Source organism: Sphingomonas sp. CBMAI 2297 (assembly GCF_029870595.1).
GTDB lineage: Bacteria > Pseudomonadota > Alphaproteobacteria > Sphingomonadales > Sphingomonadaceae > Sphingomonas.
The window spans coordinates 237,820-257,633 of sequence record NZ_JAPDIR010000005.1; the positions used below are offsets into that span (position 1 = coordinate 237,820).

Annotated in this window: 15 protein-coding genes and 1 pseudogene; 13 read left to right on the plus strand and 3 right to left on the minus strand. The window is 69.5% G+C overall.

Annotated features, from left to right (window positions below):
- Positions 1-203 precede the first annotated feature (203 nt).
- Positions 204-767, plus strand: a complete 564-nt coding sequence (locus OMP43_RS09725) for a TetR/AcrR family transcriptional regulator (protein WP_280279517.1) — start codon at positions 204-206, stop codon at positions 765-767.
- Between the two features lie 120 nt (positions 768-887).
- On the opposite strand, the gene OMP43_RS09730 is transcribed toward OMP43_RS09725, so the two are convergent.
- Positions 888-2,021: an ROK family transcriptional regulator gene (locus OMP43_RS09730; protein ID WP_280279518.1), complete on the minus strand. Its 1,134-nt coding sequence runs from the start codon at positions 2,019-2,021 to the stop codon at positions 888-890.
- A 123-nt stretch (positions 2,022-2,144) separates the two neighbouring features.
- Here OMP43_RS09730 and OMP43_RS09735 point away from each other — a divergent pair, with 123 nt between their 5' ends.
- Genes OMP43_RS09735 through OMP43_RS22820 form a run of 3 tightly spaced genes read left to right on the plus strand, consistent with a single transcriptional unit; the run spans position 2,145 to position 6,792 of the window.
- Positions 2,145-4,646, plus strand: a complete 2,502-nt coding sequence (locus OMP43_RS09735; protein ID WP_280279519.1) for a TonB-dependent receptor — start codon at positions 2,145-2,147, stop codon at positions 4,644-4,646.
- Positions 4,646-5,803 carry a YdcF family protein gene (locus OMP43_RS09740; RefSeq protein ID WP_280279520.1) on the plus strand — a complete coding sequence of 386 codons (1,158 nt, stop codon included), beginning with the start codon at positions 4,646-4,648 and terminating at the stop codon, positions 5,801-5,803. The genes OMP43_RS09735 and OMP43_RS09740 overlap by 1 nt, the downstream gene beginning before the upstream one ends.
- Positions 5,804-5,814: 11 nt before the next feature.
- Positions 5,815-6,792, plus strand: coding sequence for a nuclease (locus tag OMP43_RS22820; protein WP_348538600.1), 978 nt, complete (start codon positions 5,815-5,817; stop codon positions 6,790-6,792).
- A gap of 53 nt (positions 6,793-6,845) precedes the next feature.
- On the opposite strand, the pseudogene OMP43_RS09745 reads toward OMP43_RS22820, so the two are convergent.
- A pseudogene (locus OMP43_RS09745) lies at positions 6,846-8,084 on the minus strand (MFS transporter); the annotation flags it as partial.
- Positions 8,085-8,456: 372 nt separating this feature from the next.
- On the opposite strand from OMP43_RS09745, the gene OMP43_RS09750 reads away from it, so the two are divergent.
- The 9 genes from OMP43_RS09750 to OMP43_RS22825 are packed head-to-tail and all read left to right on the plus strand — an operon-like array spanning position 8,457 to position 16,574.
- Positions 8,457-8,750 (plus strand): TrbC/VirB2 family protein, encoded by a 294-nt coding sequence (locus tag OMP43_RS09750; RefSeq protein ID WP_280279588.1) that lies wholly within the window; start codon positions 8,457-8,459, stop codon positions 8,748-8,750.
- Between the two features lies 1 nt (position 8,751).
- Positions 8,752-9,036 carry a type IV secretion system protein VirB3 gene (locus tag OMP43_RS09755; protein WP_280279522.1) on the plus strand — a complete coding sequence of 95 codons (285 nt, stop codon included), beginning with the start codon at positions 8,752-8,754 and terminating at the stop codon, positions 9,034-9,036.
- Positions 9,015-11,369, plus strand: coding sequence for a VirB4 family type IV secretion/conjugal transfer ATPase (locus tag OMP43_RS09760; RefSeq protein ID WP_280279523.1), 2,355 nt, complete (start codon positions 9,015-9,017; stop codon positions 11,367-11,369). Before OMP43_RS09755 ends, OMP43_RS09760 begins: the two co-directional genes overlap by 22 nt.
- Positions 11,366-12,598 (plus strand): type IV secretion system protein, encoded by a 1,233-nt coding sequence (locus OMP43_RS09765; protein WP_280279524.1) that lies wholly within the window; start codon positions 11,366-11,368, stop codon positions 12,596-12,598. The genes OMP43_RS09760 and OMP43_RS09765 overlap by 4 nt, the downstream gene beginning before the upstream one ends.
- On the plus strand, positions 12,595-13,389 hold the full coding sequence (locus OMP43_RS09770) for a VirB8/TrbF family protein (RefSeq protein WP_280279525.1): 795 nt from the start codon (positions 12,595-12,597) through the stop codon (positions 13,387-13,389). Before OMP43_RS09765 ends, OMP43_RS09770 begins: the two co-directional genes overlap by 4 nt.
- Complete coding sequence (locus tag OMP43_RS09775; RefSeq protein ID WP_280279526.1) at positions 13,386-14,081, plus strand: TrbG/VirB9 family P-type conjugative transfer protein; 696 nt, start codon at positions 13,386-13,388, stop codon at positions 14,079-14,081. The genes OMP43_RS09770 and OMP43_RS09775 overlap by 4 nt, the downstream gene beginning before the upstream one ends.
- Positions 14,078-15,184 (plus strand): TrbI/VirB10 family protein, encoded by a 1,107-nt coding sequence (locus OMP43_RS09780; RefSeq protein ID WP_280279527.1) that lies wholly within the window; start codon positions 14,078-14,080, stop codon positions 15,182-15,184. The genes OMP43_RS09775 and OMP43_RS09780 overlap by 4 nt, the downstream gene beginning before the upstream one ends.
- The gene (virB11, locus tag OMP43_RS09785) at positions 15,181-16,176 is read left to right on the plus strand and encodes a P-type DNA transfer ATPase VirB11 (protein WP_280279528.1); all 996 of its coding nucleotides are present in this window, start codon (positions 15,181-15,183) and stop codon (positions 16,174-16,176) included. The genes OMP43_RS09780 and virB11 overlap by 4 nt, the downstream gene beginning before the upstream one ends.
- The gene (locus OMP43_RS22825) at positions 16,173-16,574 is read left to right on the plus strand and encodes a TrbC/VirB2 family protein (RefSeq protein WP_348538601.1); all 402 of its coding nucleotides are present in this window, start codon (positions 16,173-16,175) and stop codon (positions 16,572-16,574) included. Before virB11 ends, OMP43_RS22825 begins: the two co-directional genes overlap by 4 nt.
- A gap of 54 nt (positions 16,575-16,628) precedes the next feature.
- On the opposite strand, the gene OMP43_RS09795 is transcribed toward OMP43_RS22825, so the two are convergent.
- Positions 16,629-19,811 (minus strand): CusA/CzcA family heavy metal efflux RND transporter, encoded by a 3,183-nt coding sequence (locus tag OMP43_RS09795; RefSeq protein WP_280279529.1) that lies wholly within the window; start codon positions 19,809-19,811, stop codon positions 16,629-16,631.
- Positions 19,812-19,814: the final 3 nt, after the last annotated feature.

The following is a 19,814-nucleotide window of genomic DNA, read 5'->3' on the forward strand; positions in this document are numbered from 1 at the left end:
CCGAGCGGGCTCGGGAAGCCGAGGAACAGCTTGGGCTGCATGGCGACAACTCCGTTTCGATTCCGTTCCAATGCCCGGCGAATCACCGGGCCGCGACTGGATGTCATGGAATTGAACATCGATCAATTAAATAATTAGACAGTGATCAATTATCCACTTATATGCCCTTCGTGGCGCGCAGATCCGATCATACGCGAGAGGAGTTGCAGGAGCTGATCCTTGCAGAGGGCCAGCGGCTGCTCGCCGAGGTCGGCTATTCCGGCTTCTCCGCGCGCGAGGTGGCGAAGCGGATCGGATATTCGATCGGCACGATCCACAATGTCTTCGGCGGTCATGACGCGCTGCTCACGGCGCTGAACAGCCAGACGTTCGTCTTGTGGGCACGGGCTCTGGGCGAGAAGCTTGCCGTCGCCGGACCGGACCGGATCGCCGCGCTGGTCGAGGGCTATTTCGACTTCGCGGAAGACAATCCCAATCTGTGGATGGCGATCTATGACCATCGCCTGCCCGCGGGCATGGAGATTCCCGAGCAATATCGCGTTCTCCGCGCCGGCCTGACCGACATCGTCGAGCGTGAGGTGGCGACGGCGCTTCCGGGCAAACCGCTTCCGGAAATCGAAGCGCTGACGCGATCGCTGGTCGCGACCGTGCACGGGCACTGCGCCTTCGCCCTCACGGGAACCTTCCGCCTCCTCGGCGTGGACGATCCGCGCGGGGCGGCCCTTGCGAGAGTGACGGAAATCCTGGCCAGCAACGAACGGGCATGACCGGCACGGCCGCTGGATGCGTCCAGTTGCCCGCGCACCGTCAGCAGCTTGCGCGCTCGGCGGCGTCGAAGATCCGAAGATTGCCGGCCGCATTTCGGCAGCGAGGGCGCAATCCCGTCGTCATGCTCGCGCGATCGATGCGTGAATCGGCAGCAGCGCCGCACCCAGTGCCGAGCCGGCGCCGCCGAGCCGGGAGATTTCGATGTCGTAGCGCGCCTTCTCGCTCTCCGCGATATGGTCGCCCCATTTGATCGCCCGGCGGTTCAGCCGATCGGCAAGTCCGTGCATGATCGCGGACGGCAACGGACTCATCAGCCGGATCGCGCCCGGATCGAACCAGGCAAGCGCCGAGTTGATTGCCTGGAGGAGCTGATCGGCGGCCCGTTCCAGCCAATGATCGATCGTCGCCTCATATCCCGGGATCGCCTCCGCGAAATCGGCCAGCGATCCGACCTTGCATCCCGCCGCCTGCAGCGTGGCGATGAGGTCGAGCGTCGTCGGGCGCGGCTGGTTGCCCGGGTAGAACATGCCGATCTCGCCGGCGCTGCCCGTTTCGCCGCGCATCAGCCGGCCTTCATGGACGATCCCCGCTCCAACGCCGTGCCCCAGCAGGATCACCACCGCCGTGGTGCAGCGCCGGATCAGCCCGCCCAGATAATATTCGGCGAGCGCCGCCGCCGTGGCGTCATTCTCGATCCAGATCGGCAGCCGGAGCGCTTCCTCGAAGATCGTGCGCAGCGGCGCGTCCTTCCAGCCGGGCAGGTTGCGAACCACGTGCCAGCGATTGCCGTCGCGCGACAGGGCCGGGCCGGGCACGCTGAAGCCGACGCCGTACAGACGGCTGCCCAGCAGGCGGTGCTCGATCGCCAGATCGTGGATGCGGCGATCGACATGGCGGGCGAAACCATGCGGGTCGATGGGCTCGATCTTCTCGGAAGTGAGCGACACCACGCCCCCGGCATAATCGACCAGCGCGATTTCCAGAAGGCCCGCATAGATCGCCAGCCCCACGGCATAGCCCCCGGCCGGAGAAATCCGCAGCGGCACCGTCGGGCGGCCCCGCCCCGCCAGCGCCTCGGCCGGCAATTCCTCGATCAGGGCCTGCCCGATCAGCGCCTTGGTCAGCTTGGAGATGGCACCGTTGCTGATCTGCAGCGTCTCCGCCAGGGCAGACCGCGATTGCGGGCCGCGCGTGCGCAGCTGCCAGAGCAGCCGCTTCTCCTCCTCGAGCAGCGTGACCGGTGGATGCCTCATCGCCCAGGGCGAATAGCAGCCCGGCTCAAAGTTCGCGATTAATTTTCCCAGAAATAAATAAATCTGTCATCCGCGCCGCGCATCGGCGCCGCGAGTTCACAAGAATCTCGGGGGAACGATCCGATGAAGAAGCACAATCTCGCCGCCGGCTGCGCGGTGCTCGCGCTCGGCATGCTGGCCGCGCCGGCCTTCGCGCAGACCGCCGACACGCCCGCCGCCGACTCGGCACAGGCCGCCGACGAGGCGAGCGCGGACATCATCGTCACCGGCTCGGCACGCGCGCAGCGCCGCTTCGACGTCTCCTATGCGGTCAACTCGCTCAGCCAGGCGGACGTCCAGAAGATCGCGCCGAAGAGCTTCGCCGATCTGCTCGGCACCGTTCCCGGCATCCAGGTCGAGGCGACCGGCGGCGAAGTGCAGAACATCACCCGCGTGCGCGGCATCCCGACCGATCGCGGCTATCTGATCTTCCAGCAGGACGGGCTGCCGCTCTACCACGAGATCGACGGCGTCTTCTTCAACTCCGGCGAAGGCATGAACCGCTACGACCTGATGACCGAGCGGGTCGAGATCGTGCGCGGCGGCCCGGCGCCGATCTATGCCAGCAGCGCGGCGGCGATCGCCAACAACATCACCGTGTCGGGCGGCCCCCAGGCGCGCGGCAAGGCACAGATCACGCTGGGCGATACCGGCCTCTACCGGCTCGACGCGATGCAGTCCGGCCCGATCAGCGACAACACCTATTTCGCGATCGGCGGCTTCCTGCGCCAGCATGACGGCTATCGCTATGCCGGCTTCCCCAGCGACAAGGGCGGGCAGATCCGCGCCAACCTGAAGCGCCAGCTGACCAACGGCTATGTCAAGATCTCGGCCGAATATGTGAACGACCACAACGTCTTCTACCTGCCGATCCCGACCAACGACCCGCGCAACCCGGCGGTCTCGCTGAATCCCTATATCGATTATTTCACCGGCACGATGAACTCGCCGTCGCTGCGCAACGTCAGCATCAAGTATCGCGACGGCGCCGGGACGCTGCAGAGCATGCAGCGCGACCTCTCCAGCGGCCGCCACATGCGCTTCTTCAACGCGGCGGTCGATTACGAGGCCGATTTCAGCGGCTGGCAGGTCTCCGCCAAGGTCGGCGGGACCAAGGGCGAGTCGAGCTTCGATGCGTTCTATTCCACCACCAACCCGGCGGACGCGACCAGCTTCGCCGCCGGCTATCTGGCCGCCGCGCGTACCGCCTTCGGGCCGAATGTGGCCCGGCTCGGCTATGCGTTCGCCGGCACCAACGGCGCGACGGTCTACGATCCCTCGACTGCCTCGGGCCTGGTCATGTCCGGCCAGTATCGCGCTTCGGAATCGGACTTCTACTCGGTGCAGGGCGACCTGAGCGTCACTCGCAAGTTCGAGACCGGCATCGGCACCCATGACGTGCGCGTCGGCCTGTACGGCGCGTTCTACGGCAACACGTTGCTCCAGGCCTATGAGGACATGCTGATCGAAGTGCGCAGCCAGCCGCGCACGCTCGACCTGCTCGCCTATTCATCGACCGGCGCGGTGCTGGGCTCGGTCACCCAGAACGGCGTGCTGCGCTACACGACCACGCTCAACAAGGGCAAAGGCGATGCGCAGATGATCGCCTTCTATGCGAACGACACCTGGGACATCACCCGCGGCCTGCGCGTCGATGCCGGCATCCGCACCGAGCGCTACGGCTACAGGGGCATCGCCCTGCCGACCACGCAGGTGAATCTCGGCGACGCGACCACGCTGGCCGACGACACCACCCGCGCCTTCACGGGCCAGGTGCTCGACCAGCGCCTCAGCCCCAAGGCGACCAACTGGACCGTCGGCGTCAGCTACGACCTGGACGGCCATCTCGGCGCCTATGGCCGCATCTCGAACCTGGAAGTGCCGCCGCAGCTGGGCGTGGTGACCGGCATCAACGCGACCATCATCAAGACCAAGGCGCGCCAATATGAAGTCGGCCTGAAGGCGAGCTTCGGCCCGAACTATCTCTATGCGACCGGCTTCTACACCAAGTTCAACCCGTTCAACGCCTCGTTCGCGGCGTTCAACCCGCTGACCGGCCGCAACGACCAGACGCTGCCGTTCATCGGCGAGGCCTCGGTCAAGGGCGTCGAAGTGGACGGCCGGATCGCGCCGGTCCGCTGGTTCTCGCTCGACGGGTCCGTGACCTGGCAGAACCCGAAATACGCCAATCTCCAGAACACCTCGGGCGCCGATCCGAGCGCGGTAAACGGCAAGCAGATCATTCGCGAGGCCAAGTTCTTCGGCAATCTGCGGCCGAGCTTCGACTTCGATCTGGGCGAGCAGAAGCTCTCGATCTTCGGGCGCTTCGAATGGGTCGGCCGACGCTATGTCGACCTGTTCAACCGCACGGCGATGCCGGGCTACCAGACGACCGGCGCGGGCGCGTCGCTCGATTGGGGCGCCTGGCGCTTCCAGGTGGTCGGCGACAATCTGTTCAACGCCCATGGCCTGACCGAGGGCAACACGCGTACCGACCAGTTCGCCGGCCAGGGCTCCAGCCAGGCGATCTATGGTCGCCCGCTGTTCGGCCGGAACTTCCGCTTCATCGTCAGCCGCAGCTGGTGATGCGCGCCATGCTCTCCGCCGCCGCGCTCGCGGTGACGGTGCTCGCCGCCCCGGCTTCGGCCGGGGCGGTGGACGACGGGGTGATGGCGGCACTGTCCGCGCGGCTCTTCCCATTGCTCGATGCGGCCGGGCGCGATCCGGCGGTGCTCGAGCGGATCGCCCGGGCGCCCGGCATGGAAAGCGTGCTGCGCGCCCGGCAGGAGCGCCGCGCCGCATGCGGCACCGATCTCGCCTGTCGCGCGCAGGCGCTGCTCTGGAGCGATCGCGAAGCGGATGCGGTGCGCCGCGCCGTTGCACAGGCGCAGGGCCTTCCCGCCGCGGACGATGGCCCCGCCGCGCAGGTAGATCGCGAGATCGCGGGCATCAACATGATCGTGGGGACCTATGCGCTGGGGGCGACCCCCACCACGGCGATCGATGGTCCGGGCACCGTCTCGCCCCAGGATCACCGGGCGCGCCTCCAGGCCGCCGACTGGATCGCCGAGACGCCCCGCGCCGGATCGGCACAGCGGCTCGATCCCAGCATCGACTATGCGCTCGCGCTGCTCGACATGAGCGACCGCACCGATGCGATCGGCCATGAACCGCTGACCGGCGGCGCCAACGCCGCGGCGCTGGCGCGGGCGAAGGCGCTCGACTGGCGCCGCTATCGCTATAGCGCGATGATCGTCACCGGCGTCGGGCCCGAGATCGAGGGCGAGAAGCTCAGCCCGTTCGGCAAATATCATCTGCGCCTCGCCGCGCGCCGTTTCGCCCAGGGCGACATCGCCTTCATCCTGGTCACCGGCGGCCGGGCGCACCCGCGCGCAACGCCTTTCACCGAGGCCGACGAGATGCGCAAGGCGCTGATCGAGCGCTACGGCGTCCCCGCGGAAGCGATCCTCATCGAGCCCTATGCCCGCCACACCACCACCAACCTGCGCAACGCCGGCCGGCTGCTCGCGCGGATCGGCGCGCCGCCGGAAGCGGAGACGGTGATCGTCTGCAATCCCCTGCAGAGCGCCTATATCGAAAGCGCCAGGTTCACCGAGCGCAACGCCGCCGAGCTCGGCTATCAGCCCGGCAAGGTCGTGCGCCGGGTGTCGCCGAACGAACTGGTGTTCCGCCCGTATCGGACGTCCGAGCGCGTCGATCCGCGCGATCCCCTCGATCCGTGAAAGGAACCGTCATGCGCCGCCTCGCCCTGGCCGCCGCTCTCACGCTGTGCCCCACCCTCGCCCATGCCTGGGGCGGCACGGGACATGCGGTGATCGACCGCGCGGCGATTCAGGCGATACTCGATGGCGGCCCGGTCTTTCTGCGCCGCCATGTCGACTATATCTCGGCCTCCGCCGCCCTGCCGGACGGCTGGCGCGGGGACGCGGAAGGCTTTTCGAAGATCGAGGAAGACCCGAACCATGGCTGGTTCCGCGAGCAGTTCGCCTTTCTGAAACCGATCCCGCGATCACGCTATGAATTCATCCTCGCGCTCTACAAGCGCTATGAGAGGATCAAGCGGAGCGATCCGGCCACCGCCGCGCGCACCAATGTCCGCTGGACCGGCACGCTGCCCTATGCGGCGATGGAAGCCTATGAGCGGCTGATCGTCTGCATGCGTGCGATCCGCGCGGCGCAGGCGAGCGGCGGCGACGCATCGATTCCCGAGCAGCATTGCGCGTTCCAGGCGATCCGGCTCGGCCATTATATCGGTGACGGCGCGCAGCCGCTGCACATCTCGGTGCATTCGGACGGCTGGCTGGGCCCCAATCCGAACGACTATACCCGCGACCGCAGCATCCATGGGCGGTTCGAGAGCCGCTTCGTCGACGGCATCGGGCTCACCGCCGCGGACATCCTGCCCCGAATCGGCGCGCCGGCGCATCTCCATGGCGACATGTTCGACGCGGTGCTCGCCTTTCTCGATCAGTCGGGCGATCGGGTGGAGACGGTCTACCGGCTCGAGAAGCGCGACGGCTTCGGCAACATGGCCGACAAGGACGTCCGCGCCCTGGTCTACGAGCGCACCGCCGCGGGCGCGGCGATGCTGCGCGACATGCTCTGCCGCGCCTGGGCGGAAAGCGCGGCGCCGCCCGCCAGGGTGACGCCCTCGCCACTCGATTCCTCCAATCCCCGGTTCAATCCCGAGACCGGTTCCGCCCCGGCCTGACGCCGCCCCAGCGCGCGCAGCAGCCGCGCATGGCGGCCATGGTCGAGCGTGAAGCGCCCGAGCAGCAGCATCGCCAGCAGCGCGCCGGCAAGCGGCACGCCCAGGCCGAGGCCGAGCATGCCGAGGCGCACCCCGGCTGGCTGGATTGCGCCGGGGACGTAGCCGAGCGCGTTCAGCACCCAGCCGATCATGGCTGTCGACGCGGCGCCGCTGGCCTTCACCAGAACCAGGTAGAAGGCGAACAGCCCCGTCTCGAACCGCCGGCCATGCCGCCATTCGACGACGTCGATCGCGTCTGCAAGCAGGCCCCAGGGCAGCATGAACACGCTCGCAAAGCCGAAGCCGATCAGCGCCGCGCCGGCCACCTGCCCCGCCGGCCAGGCCAGGCACAGGGCGAAGCAGAGCAGGCCCAGCGCACTCACCGCATGCCCCGCACCGAGCAGGCGGCTCTTGCTGAATCGGTGGGTCAGCGCGGTCCAGGCGAGCACGCCGCCGAACTGCCCCGCCGTCAGCGCGGCAAGCAGCAGGGGGACCGCGCGCGGTCGATCGACGACATAGGTTCCCAGATACATCAGCATCCGGCCGAAACACGGCATGGCGAAGCCGGTGAGCAGGGCCAGCGCGCCCATCGCCAGCACCATCGGGTCGCGCAGCGGAACGGCGACGCGATCGCCGCGCAGCGCGGAGGCCGTGCCGCTTTCGCCGCGCCCGCCCGAAGCCCAGGCGCACAGCAACATGGTCAGCGCAAAGACCAGGCCGGCACCGATCCCGGTGAATGCCAGCGCGCCGAAATGCACGGTCCGTCCCGCTTGCTGCACCAGCGGCGTGAGCGTTGCGGCGATGACCAATGCGCTCGCGGTGCTGAAGAACAGCCGGTAGCCGGAGACGCGCCCGCGCGCCCGGCTGTCGCGGCTGACCTGCGCCATCAGCGCATTGTGCGGCACGTCGACCACCGCATAGGCGCCGCGGAAAATCAGGATCGCCGCCGCAAGCATCCAGGCGCGATGCAGGCACAGAGCCGGCATTGCGTAGATCAGCCCGAAGGCCGCCCCGCAAGGCAGCGCGGCCAGGGCAAGGGTCCAGCGATAGCCCCGCCCCGCCGCCCGCCAATGGAGGACGAGCCGGGCCGCGAGCAGATCGAACACCAGATCGCCCAGCACCGCGAACAGCATCAGTCCCGCCGCCCGGGCGCCGTTCAGCCCCAGCACGTCGGTCAGCAGGAACAGGATCGTCAGATCCGCCCCGCCGAACACCAGGGCCTTGCCGAAATTGCCGGACGAATAGGCGAGCATCCGTCTCTCTGTGGCAATGTTCGCGATCGGCGGCGTCTTTCCTATGCGAGGTGGCGGCGAGCCCGATGCTGCACCTGTCGTCGCCCGTACGGCCCGATCATTTCAGATTGGCGACAGCACCGAAATGCCGGCGGGCTTCGTCCGCGGATGGACGAACGCATGCAGCTTTCGATGAAAGCGCCTAGATATTTCGGCACGGCCTGGTTCCGCCACGGTATCCGCAAAGTTCCCGATGGAGGAACCGCCACGCGCGGAGCCGTCGAATTTGTCCATCAGCCCATTGGCAAGTATCGTTCCTAACGTCAGTATTGCACCTCGAATCAAGGGGGTGGATCTTTGCTGGTCAAGTCATTCGCGTTCCGGTCGCTGCGCATCGGGTTGGCCGCGGTCACGGCCCTTCCGATGGCGGCCCTTGCCCAGGATCTGGGTTCCGACCCCGCGGGCTCGGGCGTGATCGTCGGCGCGGTGCATTGGATCGAGGGCACGCTGCTCGGCACGGTGGCAACCGTCGTGGCGGTGATCGCGGTTGCCGCGGTCGGGCTGATGATGCTCACCGGCCGGATCAACTGGCGCTATGGCGCCACCGTCATTCTCGGCTGCTTCATCCTGTTCGGCGCCGCGAGCATCGTCGCGGGCATCCAGGCGAGCGCCCAGCTGGGACAATAGCATGAACGGACTGGAGCGTGACCCGCTGTTCGTGGCCCTCACTCGCCCGCAGATGTTCGCGGGCGTCACCTATAGCTATTTCGTCGCCAATGCGATCGTGGCGACCGAGCTGTTCCTGATCTTCAAATCGGCCTGGGCGCTGGTCGCGGCGCTCGTCGTGCACCTGATCGGCGTGCTCGCCTGCCTGCGTGAGCCGCGCTTCTTCGATCTGTGGCTGGCGCGGATGAGCCGCTGCCCGCGCGTCCGCAACCACAAGATCTGGCAATGCAACTCCTACCGGCCCTGACGCGCGATCCCAAGGTCGTCGCGCGCGAAGCACCCGCCGGACGGCATCTGCCCTATGCGCGCCATGTCGACGATCACACCGTCGAGACGCGCGACGGCATGCTGCTCCAGGTCGTCCATCTGCGCGGCCTGCTCTTCGAGACGGCGGACACCGAGGAGCTGAACTATCGCAAGCGGCTGCGCGACGCGATGCTGCAGTCGATCGGCTCCTCGCGCTTCGCCGTCTATTATCATGTGGTGCGCCGCGCGATCGAGCCCGAGCTCGAAGCCACGTTCCCCGATGCCTTCTCGGCCCGGCTCGACGCGGCCTGGCGCGCGCGGCTGGCGGAGCGCCGGCTCTATACCAACGACCTGTTCCTCACCCTGATCCGCCGCCCGCTCCAGGGCCGGATGGGCCTCCTCGATCGCCTGCGCGGCAGCCCGGCAGCGGCCAATAGCGCGCATGATCTGCGCGCGCTCGACACCGCCCGCGAGGCATTGACCGCCGCGCTCGGCAGCTACGAGCCGCGGCTGCTCTCGGTCTACCCGACGCCGCAGGGCAATTGCTCGGAGCCGCTCGAATTCCTGTCCTCGCTCTACAATGGCGAGGTTCGGCCCGTGCTGCTGCCGATGCAGGATGCCGGCGCCTATCTGCCCTATCGCCGGATCAGCTTCGGCCAGGAGGCGATCGAGCTCGGCGCCGCCGGCCCCAGTCCGCGCAGCTTCGCGGCGATCGTCTCGATCAAGGACTATCCGGGCCAATCGGCGCCGGGCATGCTCGACGAGCTGCTTCGCCTGCCCTTCGAGATCACGATCGCGCAGAGCTTCGGCTTCGTCGAGCGCCAGGCGGCGCTGTCGCGGATGAACCTGGCGCTCCGGCGGATGCGCTCGGCCGAGGACGAGGCGGTCAGCCTGCGCGCCGACCTGTCCAGCGCCAAGGACGACGTCGCCGCGGGGCGCGCCGGCTTTGGCGAGCACCACATGACGATCGCGATCCGCGGGCAGACGCTGGCGGAAGTCGATCGGGGCGTGGCCGAGGTGCAGGCGACGCTGGCCGATCTCGGCATCATCGCGGTGCGCGAGGAGATCGCGCTCGAACCCGCCTTCTGGGCCCAGTTTCCCGGGAACTTCAAGTATATCGCCCGGCGCGGGCTGATCTCCACCGCCAATTTCGCCGGCTTCGCCAACGGCCACAACCTGCCCCAGGGCAAGGCGGCGGGAAACCATTGGGGCGATGCGGTGACTCTGCTCGAGACCACCGCCGCGGGCCCCTATCACTTCAATTTCCACCATGGCGATCTCGGCAACTTCACCGTGATCGGCCCCTCGGGCTCGGGCAAGACGGTGGTGCTCAACTTCCTGCTCGCGCAGAGCCGCAAGTTCGAGCCCCGCATCATCTTCTTCGACAAGGATCGCGGCGCGGAGCCCTTTCTGCGCGCGATCGGCGGGCGCTACGACCTGCTGCGCCCCGGCGCGCCCTCGGGCCTCAATCCGCTGCAGATGGAGGACGATCCGGCCAACCGCCAGTTCCTGATCGACTGGGTGGCGCTGCTGGCCGGCGGCGCGGACATCGACGAGCTCGCCCAGATCAAGGACGCGATCGACGCCAATTTCGGCCAGCCGCGCGAGCAGCGCCGGCTGCGCCACCTGGTCGAGCTGTTCCGGGGCAGCCACCGCCCGCACGGCGCCGACCTGTGGGCGCGGCTGCGCGCCTGGTGGGGCGGCGGCGAACGGGCCTGGCTGTTCGACAATGCCGAGGACCGGACCGACCTGACCGCCCAGACGGTCGGCTTCGACATGACCCAGATCCTCGACGATCCGGCAGTCCGCACGCCCGCCATGATGTATCTTTTCCACCGCGTGGAGGAACGGCTGGACGGCACGCCGGCGATCATCGTGGTCGACGAGGGCTGGAAGGCGCTCGACGACGATGTGTTCGTCCGCCGGATCAAGGACTGGGAGAAGACGATCCGCAAGCGCAACGGCATCGTCGGCTTCGCGACCCAGAGCGCGCAGGATGCGCTGGAGAGCCGCATCGCGAGCGCGATCATCGAACAGGCGGCGACCCAGATCTTCATGGCCAACCCCAAGGCGCGCGCCAGCGACTATATGGAGGGCTTCGGGCTCACCGCGCACGAATATGAGCTGGTCCGCACCTTGCCCGACAATGCGCACTGCTTCCTGATCAAGCATGGCAACGAGAGCGTCGTCGCGCGGCTCAACCTTGGCGGCGAGCGCGAGCTGCTCACCATCCTATCCGGCCGCGAGCGCACGGTGCGGCTGCTCGACCAGATCCGCGCCGAGCATGGCGAGGATCCGGCACAGTGGCTGCCTCGCCTGCTGGAGGTGGCATGAACACCTGCCCCGGCATCGCGGACGGCGCCTATCTGCAGAGCGTCCTGACCTTTGTCGACTGCCAGGCGCAGACGATCGGCGCCGCGGGCTATGCGGCGGCGGCGGCACCGGGCTCGCCGCTCTCGCTGCTGCTCACCGGGCTCGTCACCCTGTTCGTGGCGTTCTACGGCTATCGCCTGCTGTTCGGCGACACGCCCAATGTCCGCGAAGGCGTGCTCGCGCTGGTGAAGATCGGCATCGTGCTCGCGCTCGCCACGAGCTGGGGCGCCTATCGCACCCTGGCCTATGACGTGACGATGCACGGCCCGGCCGAGCTCGCCGCGAGTGCCGGCGCGCCCGCGGGAATACCGGGGGCGACGGGCGGGCTGGTCGAGCGGCTGCAACAGGTGGACGATGCCCTGATCGCGCTCAACGCGCTGGGAACCGGCCCGAACAGCGCCGCTACCCGGACGCGAACCGATACCAATGGCCAGCCCGTCACCACCACCGAGGCGAATCCGGAACCCGCCAGCATCGTCGGCCCCTTCGCGCTCGGCACCGCGCGGGTCACCTTCCTCACCGCGACGATCGCCGCCTATGCCTCGGTGCGGCTGGTTGCCGGCCTGCTGCTCGCGCTCGGGCCGCTCTTCATCGCGCTGCTGCTGTTCGAGGGCACCCGCAGCCTGTTCGAGGGCTGGGTGCGCGGGCTGGTGGCCGCGATCCTCGGCGCGGTGGCGGTGACGGTCCTGCTCGGCGTCGAGCTGGCGCTGCTCGAGCCCTGGCTCGCAACCCTGCTCTCCCGCCGCCAGGCCGGCTTGCCGATCGGCGGCGCGACCAGCGAGCTGCTCGTCACGGCGCTCGCCTTCGGGCTGGCGATGGTGGCGGGGCTGGGCATGGCGGCGCGCATCGCCATCGCCTTCCGGCTCGGCACGCTCTGGCGCCGCCTTGCCGAGCGCGTCGCCACGATCTCCACCAATACCGAACGGACGCAATCCCCCATGCCGCTCCCGGCACGGCAGCCGCCGGCCGAGCACCAGTCTCGCGCCGCCGCCGTGGCGGAAGCCGTCGCGCGCATCCAGCGCCAGGAAGCGGTACTCGCCGGCGCTGCCGCCGGAGCCTCGCGCGTTCCGGGCGCCGGCACCGGCCTGCGCGACACGCCCGCGCCCGCGCCGACCCCGCTCGGCCAGACTCATCGCCGGACCCGCAACCGGGTCTCGGCCAGCGCAACACGACGGGACCGTCAGTCATGAAGAATGAGGCGCGCGAGGCGCTGGACGCCTATTATCGCGAGGCGGGAAGCTGGGCCGAGGATGGCCGCGAGGCGCTGCGCGGCTCGCGGCGCACCGCGTGGATCGTCGCCGGCGTGGCCTGCACGATCGCCCTGATGGAAGCCGCGGCGCTGCTCGCGCTCACGCCGCTCAAGACCGTCGAGCCCTATACGCTGCTGGTCGACAAGCAGACCGGCTATGTCCAGGCGCTGAAGCCGCTCGACGCGCAGCAGGTGAGCGCCAATGCCGCGCTCACCCAATCCTTCCTGGTCCAATATGTCATCGCGCGCGAAAGCTTCGACGCGACTTCGCTCCAAGCCAGCTATCGCAAGGTCTCGCTCTGGTCCGAAGGCGCGGCGCGCACCGCCTATGTCGCCGGCATGCAGGCCTCGAACCCCGACAGCCCGCTGGCGCGCCTGCCGCGCACGAGCCTGGTGGAGACGCGAGTGAAGAGCGTGTCGCCGATCGGCAGGAACGCCGCGCTCGTCCGGTTCGAGACGGTGCAGCGCGACGCCAACGGCGCGGTGCAGGCGCCGCGCGCCTGGGTGTCGGTGATCCGCTATCGCTATTCGGGCGAGCCGATGAGCCTCGAGGACCGGTTCGTGAATCCGCTGGGCTTCGAAGTAACGCAATATCAGCGCAATGCGGAGGCGCTGCCGGCAGCGGAGCCAAGCGCCGCGCCGTCCCCCGCGCCCACGCCCGTGCCCGGCGCGGCCGCGCCGGTGCCGCAGGCGCCGCCGCGCCCCGCGCCGACGCCAGAGGTGGAATTGTGACGCGGGCAGCCATCCTCGCCTTTCTGCTGCTTTCCCCCTGCCTGGCCGCCGCGCAGGTCCGCCCGGTACCGGGCACGGGCAATCCGCATATCCAGTCGGTCGATTACCGCCCCGATCAGGTGGTGTGGCTTGAGGCCGCGCCCGGCTATCAGGTGACGATCGAGCTGGCGCCGGACGAGCGGGTGGAGAATGTCGCGCTGGGAGACAGCGGCGCATGGCAGGTCACCGCCAATCGCCGCGGCGACCGGCTGTTCGTCAAGCCGATCCGGACCGGCGTCTCGACCAACATGCTGGTGGTGACCGACTCGCGCCGCTATAATTTCGAGCTGTCGTCGCTTGCCGAGGCCGGCCCCGCCACGGCCTGGTCGATCAAGTTCCGCTATCCGGCGCTGCTTTCCGATCAGGCGCCCGGCGCGGCGGGGCCGGAAAAGGTGGTCGGCCGCTACAAGGTGCGCGGCAGCCCCGAACTTCGCCCCAGCGGGATTCACGACGACGGCATCCACACCTATGTCGAATGGCCGGAAGATCGGCCGCTTCCCGCCATCTATGCGGTGAATGGCCGCGGCAGGGAGACGCTGATCAACGGCATGATGCGCGATGGACGGATAGTGATCGACAGCATTCAGGACAGGCTGGTGTTCCGCATCGACAATGGCAGCGCGGAAGCCGTGCGCGTGGTGGACCGGCGATGAGCGACCCCGCCGCCCCGCCTCCGCCCCCGAGCGGCGATCCGCGCCCCGCCGCCGAAGCCGGCATGCTGCCCGTGGTCGCCCGGCCGCGATCCGGCCCGCCGGCCTGGACGCTGCTGCTGGTCGCGGTCGGCATCGGGCTCGTGCTGTTTGCCGTTCTGGACGCGCGCCGTCGTTCGCTGAGCGCTCCCGCGATCCGGCCTCGTCCCGCCGATGCGCTGTCGACGCCGTCGCAGATCGCGCCGCTCTACGTGCCGCCGGTCCCGGTGCCGCAGCCGCCGCCCCTGCCGGCGCCGTTTCCCAGCCCCACGCCGACGCCCATGCCGCGGATCCTGCCGCCGCCGGCCCCGGCCTATACTCCGCAACCGACCTATGTGCCGCAACCGTCGCCGCCGCCGGCCCAGCCGGCCCGGGTCGCCGCCGAGCCGACGCTGGTGATCGACACGACCGGTGCCGAGCGGCCGCAGGCGCAGGGCGAAGGCAATGCCGCGCCCGCCGCCGCCGGCCCGCTCGCGAAGAACTCGGTCGCCGGCGCGCGCACCGCCGCCGGCGTGCTCTCCAACAAGGCGACGACGGTGCCCCAGGGCACGCTGATCCCCGCGGTGCTCGAAACCGCGCTGGATTCGACCAGCCCGGGCCTGGCGCGCGCGCTCGTCTCGCGCGATATCCGCGGCTTCGACGGCACGCGCGTGCTCATCCCGCGCGGCAGCCGGCTGATCGGCGAATATGGCACGGACACCGAATCCGGCCAGAAGCGGATGCTCGTCAACTGGATCCGCCTGATCCGCCCGGACGGCGCCACCATCGCGATCGGCTCGCCGGCCAGCGATCCGCTCGGCCAGGGCGGCATTCGCGCCAGGGTCAACTCGCATTTCTTCGAGCGCTTCGCCGGCGCGATCCTGCAGTCCGCCCTCGATATCGGCGTCAACCTCGCCGCCCGCGCGGCGGACAGCCCGGTGATCGTGGCCCTGCCCGGCACGCTGGGCGGCGCCGCCCGCCCCGTCACCCCGACCCAGATCAAGCCGACGCTCAAGGTCAAGGCCGCGACCAGCATCTCGGTCTTCGTCGCGCGCGATCTGGACTTCACGAGCGTCGAAGCCCGATGAACGCGCCCGCCGCCGCGAACGACACCCGGGTCTATCTGAAGGCCTATCTCGCGCCGCTCGCCGAAGTCCTGGCCCGGCCCGACGTGACCGACATCTATGTCAACCGCCCCGGCGAGATCTGGGCGGAGACGCTCGGCGGCGCGGTGGAGCGGTATCCGGCGCCGAATCTCGACGCCGCCACGCTCGACCGGCTCGCCCGCCAGATCGCCGCGCTCTCGCATCAGGGGATCAGCCGCGAGCACCCGCTGCTCTCCGCCAGCCTGCCCGACGGCTCGCGCGTGCAGGTCGCGGCGCCGCCGGCCACGCGCGGCCCCATGGCGCTCGCCATCCGCAAGCACATCTCGTCGGATCTCCGCCTGGACGACTATGTCGCGGCCGGCGCCTTCGCCGCGACCAGCCGATCCACCGCGCCCGGCAAGTCGCAGGTCGACAGGCAACTGGCGGAGCTGCTCGAGGCGGGCGACATCGCGGGCATGCTCGCCACCGCCGTGAAGGCCCGCAAGAACATCCTCGTCTCCGGCGGCACCTCGACCGGCAAGACCACTTTCCTCAACGCGCTGATCCGCGAGATCCCGGCCGAGGAGCGGCTGATCCTGATCGAGGACACGCCCGAGCTCCACCAGCATCACGCCAACCTGGTCGGCCTGCTGGCGGTGCGCGGCGCGCTGGGCGAAGCGCGGGTCACGGCGACCGACCTGCTCGCCGCGTCGCTCCGCATGCGCCCCGACCGCATCATCCTGGGCGAGCTGCGCGGCGAGGAAGCCTATACCTTCCTGCGCGCGATCAACACGGGGCATCCCGGCTCGATGACTTCGGTCCATGCCGATTCCGCCGAGCGCGCGATCGAGCAGATCGTGCTGCTGGTGCTGCAGGCCGGCACCCAGCTCAGCCGCGACGATGTGCGCCATTATGTGCGCAGCACGGTCGACGTCTATGTCCAGCTCGCCCGCACCGGCGGGCAGCGGCGCGTCGCGGAGGTGCTGCTCGCATGACGATGCCCGCCCTCGCCTATGCGATCGCGCCCTCGCTGGCCGATCCCGCGGGATCGAGCCCGTTCGTGGCGGCGATCGGCTGGATCGAGGGCGTCGCCCTCGGCACGGTCGCGACCAGCATCGCGCTGATCGCCGTGGCCAGCATCGGCTTCCTGATGCTCGGCGGCCGCCTGCCAGTACGCCGCGGCGCCACCGTCATCGCGGGCTGCTTCGTCCTGTTCGGCGCGCCGGTGATCGCCGCCGGGCTGCTGGGATCGCTGCAATCCGGGAGCAATGTTCCCGAGCGCGCAGCGCCCCCGCCATCGCCGCTCGCCGCCGCCATACCCAAGCCGACGCCGCTGCCGTCGCCGGCGCAAAGCTACGACCCCTATGCCGGAGCGGCGGTCCCGCAGCGATAGGCCGCGAGGCTCGCCGGGCCGGCGCGGAGCCGCTCGCGCGGCCCCGCGCGCGCCTCATGCCGCGTCGCGCCGCGGCTGCCCGAACCGGGCATAGAGCGCGGGCAGCACGAACAGGGTGAGCAAGGTCGCCGAGATCAGCCCGCCGATCACCACCGTCGCCAGCGGCTTCTGCACCTCCGCGCCCGCGCCATGGCCGAGCGCCATCGGCACGAAGCCGAGGCTGGCCACCAATGCGGTCATCACCACCGGGCGCAGGCGCTGCATCGCGCCTGCCCTGGCCGCCTCCGCCCGCGCCACGCCGGCGCGGACCAGGTCCTGGATCGAGGAGACCATCACCAGCCCGTTGAGGACCGCGATGCCCGACAAGGCGATGAAGCCGACCGCCGCCGAGATCGAGAAGTCCATGCCCCGCAGGTATAGCGCGAGCACGCCGCCCACCAGCGCGAGCGGCACGCCGGTGAAGACGATGGCCGCATCGCGCGCCGAGCCGAGCGCGCCGTAGAGCAGCAACAGGATCAGCGCGAAACAGGCGGGAATCACCAGCGCCAGCCGATCGCGCGCCGAGGCGAGATTCTCGAACTGGCCACCCCATAGGAGATAGCTGCCGGCAGGCAGCCGCACCTCGCGCTCGATCGCCGCCCGCGCATCGGCGACCACGCCGCCGACGTCGCGCCCGCGCACATTGGCCTGGACGACGACGCGCCGCTTGCCGTTCTCGCGGCTGATCTGGTTGGGACCGTCGACCACGCGGATCTCCGCGACGCTGGCGAGCGGGACGAAGGCGCCGCCCGCAACGGGCAGCTGCAGCCGGGCCAGCGCATCGAAATCGGCGCGCTGCGCCTCCGAGAGCCGCAGCACCACCGGGAAGCGGCGATCGCCCTCGAAGATCATGCCAGCCTCGCGCCCGCCCAGCGTGGCGGCGATCAGGTCCTGCACATCCTGCGCGGTGACGCCCAGCCGGGCCATCGCGTCGCGGTTCACCCGGATGTCGAGCATCGGCAGGCCGCTGGTCTGCTCGACCTTCACATCCGCCGCACCCGGAGTGGCTCGCAGGATTCCCGCGATCCGGTTCGCGGTGGCGTTCATCGCGGAAAAGTCGTCTCCGAACACCTTCACCGCGATGTCGCCGCGCACGCCCGCGATCAGCTCGTTGAAGCGCATCTGGATCGGCTGGGTGATCTCATAGACATTGCCCGGCAGCTTCGCGAGCTGCCCTTCGATCCGCGCGACCAGCGCTTCCTTGGCCAGGCCGGGATCGGGCCATTCGGCCCGCGGCTTCAGGATCACGAACATGTCGGTGGCGTTGGGCGGCATCGGATCCGAGGCGAGCTCGGCGGTGCCGGTCTTGGAGAAGACGAACTTCACTTCGGGCTGCTTCGCCATCAGCCGCTCGAGCGGCACCTGCATCGCCTGGCTCTGCTGGACCGAAGTGGCGGGGATGCGCAGCGCCTGGATCAGCAGGTCCCCCTCGTCAAGCTGCGGCAGGAACACCTGGCCCAGCGCCAGAAAGGCGAGCGCCGCCGCGCCCAGGCTCGCCACCGCCGCGCCGATCGTGACGGGCGGCCGCCGCATCGCGCGGTCCAGGCCCGGCTCGTAGCGCCGGCGCAGCCAGCCGATGATGCGCCCCTCCTTCTCTTCCACCCGCTTCGACAGCCAGATCGCGATCGCGGCGGGCACGAAGGTCAGCGACAGGACGAAGGCGCAGGCGAGCGCGAGGATCACCGTCACCGCCATCGGCACGAAGGTCTTGCCCTCGACGCCGCTCAGCGTGAGCAGCGGCACATAGACGAGCATGATGATCGCCTGGCCATAGACGGAAGGCCGGATCATCTCGCGCGCCGCGGCGGAGACCGTCTCCAGCCGCTCGGCCCGGTCGAGCGACCGGCCCGCTTCGTGCTGGCGCTCGGCGAGGCGGCGCAGCGCGTTCTCGACGATGATCACCGCGCCGTCGACGATCAGCCCGAAATCGAGCGCCCCCAGGCTCATCAGATTGGCCGACACACCCATGCGCAGCATGCCGAAACCGGTGAGCAGCATCGTGACCGGGATCACCGCCGCCGCGATCAGCGCCGCGCGGAAATTGCCGAGCAGCAGGAACAGCACGACGATGACGAGCAGCGCGCCCTCGCTCAGATTGCGCGCCACCGTCCGGATCGTCGAATTGACCAGCGCGGTGCGGTCGAGCACCGGCTGGACCACCACGTCGGGCGGCAGCGAGGCGTTGATCGACTGGAGCCGCTCCGCCACCGCCGTCGCCACGGTGCGGCTGTTCTCGCCGATCCGCATGATCGCGGTGCCGACCACCACTTCGGTGCCGTTCTCCGACGCCGATCCCATGCGCACCGCCTGCCCGGTCCGCACCGTCGCGACCTGGTCGAGCGTGATCGGCACGCCCGCGCGCGTGGCGATCACGATGCGCGACAGCTCGGCCGGGCCCCGGACCAGCGCGTCGGCGCGCACCGCCAGCCCCTCGCCATTGCGGTCGACGAAGCCGCCGCCGCTGCTGGTGTTGTTGCGCTCGATCGCCGTGGCGAGATCGGTGAGCGTCAGGCCGAGCGCCGCCAGCTTCGCCACATCGGGAATGACCAGGATCTGCCGGGCATAGCCGCCGATCGAATCGATGCCCGCCAGGCCCGGCACGTTCTTGAGCAGCGGCGTGACGATCCAGTCCTGCGCGGTGCGCAGATAGGTCGCCTTGTCGGTCTCGCTCACCAGCCGTTCGCCCTCCGGGGTGATATAGCTGCCGTCGGGCTGCATCCCGGGCTCGCCGGGCTGGTGCTTGTCGTCGGGCCGGTGATCGAGCCGGACCGTCCACATATAGACTTCGCCGAGGCCGGTGGCGATCGGCCCCAGCTCGGGATCGGCGCCGTCGGGCAGGCCCTCGCGCACGCCGGCCAGCCGCTCGTTCACCTGGGCGCGGGCGAAATAGATGTCGGTCGCGTCCGCGAACACCGCCGTCACCTGGGCGAAGCCGTTGCGGCTGAGCGAGCGGGTATATTCAAGGCCGGGAATGCCGGCGAGCGCGGTCTCGATCGGAAAGGCGACCTGCTTCTCGACCAGCTCGGTCGAGAGCGCGGGCGCGCGCACGTTGATCTGGACCTGGTTGTTGGTGATGTCCGGCACCGCATCGATGGGGAGGCGGTACAGGGCGGCGCCGCCGATCACGGCGGCGATGGCGGTGAGCAGGAGGACAAGCCAGCGCTTGTCGACCGCCCAGTTGACGATGCGGGCGATCATGGC